The following is a 2,124-nucleotide window of genomic DNA, read 5'->3' on the forward strand; positions in this document are numbered from 1 at the left end:
CGCCGCATCGCACCAGGCAGGGTTGCTCGTAAAACCGATTGCAAATTGCAATCGGATGGTTGTAGGGTTCGGGTCCAGTCGGTCAACACTGTCCGGAGGTGGCGCGTGGCCAGGACCCGAGTGCACAACTTCTTCGTCTCCCTCGACGGGTACAGCGCAGGGGAGACGATCACGCTCGACAAGCCGATCGGGGGTGCCGAGCGGTTGTTCCAGCACTTCGACGGCCGGGTCATCGAGGGGGTGCACGCCGTCGACGACCCGATCACCCTCGATCGCGCGCTCACCAGCACCTGGGGCCAGGGCATCGGGGCCGAGATCATGGGCCGCGGCAAGTTCGGTCCGCAGACCGGCCCGTGGACCGACGAGGAGTGGCGGGGCTGGTGGGGCGACGAACCGCCGTTCCGCACCCCGGTGGTGGTGCTGACCCACCACGCTCGCGAATCCATCTCCTTCGACAACGGCACCAGCTTTCACTTCGTCGACGCGACGCCCGCGGACGCGCTCGAGCGCGCCCGGGATCTGGCCGGCGGCAAGGACGTCCGCATCGGTGGCGGTGCCTCCACCGTCCGGCAGTTCCTGCAGGCGGACCTCATCGACTTCATGCACCTGGTCACCGTCCCGATCGTCCTCGGCCGCGGGGTCTCGATCTGGGACGGGCTGGAGGAAGTCCAGGACCGCTTCGCGATCGAGTCCACGACCACGAAAAGCGGCCTGGTGCACCACTTCTGGAACCGGGAGCGGTGATTCTCAGAGGTTGAGGAGGCGGGGGTCGGTCGCTTCGAGGCGCCAGTAGTGGGCCGGGTTCTCGGCCAGGCGGCGGCGCGTCAGGTCCAGAAGTCCTGAAGTGCTCCGGATTTCGGCTGCCAGGGGGCCGTTCGGCTGGCGGAGTTCCTGCCGCACCCGGTTGGTTTTCCCTTGACCCCAGTGGAATTCGCAGGTGACCTCGACCTCGCTCAGCGGGAGCAGTTCCCGGTGGTAGCGGATGGTGGTTTCGAGGTTGACCGGACCCAGGCCGTGGTGGGTGCGCAGTCGTTCGGGGTCGACGCCGGCTGCGGCCAGGCAGGCCCAGCGGGCGTGGTCGCCGTAGGCCAAGTAGGCGGGGCCCCGGACGTGGCCGTTGACGTCCAGGTCGTCGCTGCGGACTGCGATGGTGAGGCGGAACGGGGTGGGTTCACCGGGATCGGTCGTCATGTTCGCCGAGTTTCTCCGGTCGGCGATCGGGTGTCTGGAACTTTTCGGCCAGCCGGTCCTGGCGCGCCCAGCTGCGGACCAGCACCGCAGGCGATGATCCGGACAGGCGGAGGCACTCCCGGCCCAGGTGGGACTGGTCGGCGTAGCCGAGATCGGCGGCTACCGCGGCCAGCGACGCGGTGCCCAGCGCCAGCGCGGGCAGGCGGGTGAGGAAGTGCTGGAAGCGGTGGACCCGCTGGAGCTGCTTGGGGCTCAAGCCGGTCTCGTGCCGGAGGAGCCGCCGCAGGCCGCGTTCGCTGATGCCGAGCCCGGTGGCGATGTCCGCGGGCTTCGCCGCTGTGTCCCGGAGTTGGTGCGCGGCGCGGAGGGCCGAAGCGTTGGGCCGGTTGTCGCGGAGGTGTTCGGCGACGAGCGCTTCGAGGACCGGTAGCTGGGCGGAACGGGGCGACTCGGCCAGCAGCTCTTCAGCTTGCGCGGCTCGGTCGCCCCACAGGTCGACGAGCCGCGTCGTTCCTGGGGCGAGCTCGGACAGCGCTGTCCCGAGCACGGAGCCCGCTGCCCCGCACCGCAGTCGCACGCCGGATGGTTTCGCCGTGGCCGGTAGCGCGCGCCGTTCTGGCGCGTCGATGGTGCGCACGACGGCCAGTTCGCGGCCGTCCCACACCAGATCTGCGCAGCCGTCCGGGAGGATCCGCAGAGCCCGGTCCCACCCGGCGGAACCTTGCCAGCGCCGTGCGACCGCGGTGGCGACGCTCGCGGCCGGCGCCGACTCCCAGTAGCTCGAGGCGGGAGACGTGCCGACCGCGGCCGCCCAGGTGCGCAGGGGAACTCCCATCGGCCCAGTATCACCCGGGACCGGCCGTGCTCGACCTCCGAGCGCCTACGGGGCAGGCGCGGACGGAGTCGGCTCTGCGGTGGTGGTCGCCGGTGTCT

Annotated in this window: 3 protein-coding genes; 1 reads left to right on the forward strand and 2 read right to left on the reverse strand. The window is 70.5% G+C overall.

The annotated features are described in order from the left end of the window. Window positions 1-105: 105 nt before the first annotated feature. Window positions 106-744, forward strand: a complete 639-nt coding sequence (locus tag OU415_RS38095; protein WP_270954667.1) for a dihydrofolate reductase family protein — start codon at window positions 106-108, stop codon at window positions 742-744. A 3-nt stretch (window positions 745-747) separates the two neighbouring features. Here the strand turns inward: OU415_RS38095 and OU415_RS38100 are convergent, their stop codons facing one another. Both OU415_RS38100 and OU415_RS38105 read right to left on the reverse strand, forming a co-directional pair. After that, a complete protein-coding gene (locus OU415_RS38100; protein WP_270954668.1) occupies window positions 748-1,191 on the reverse strand; it encodes an acyl-CoA thioesterase in 444 nt (147 codons plus the stop codon). Beyond that, window positions 1,172-2,026: a helix-turn-helix domain-containing protein gene (locus OU415_RS38105; protein ID WP_270954669.1), complete on the reverse strand. Its 855-nt coding sequence runs from the start codon at window positions 2,024-2,026 to the stop codon at window positions 1,172-1,174. Before OU415_RS38105 ends, OU415_RS38100 begins: the two co-directional genes overlap by 20 nt. Between the last annotated feature and the right edge of the window lie 98 nt (window positions 2,027-2,124).

Source organism: Saccharopolyspora oryzae, assembly GCF_027853915.1.
In the GTDB taxonomy this organism is placed as follows: Bacteria; Actinomycetota; Actinomycetes; order Mycobacteriales; family Pseudonocardiaceae; genus Saccharopolyspora; species Saccharopolyspora oryzae.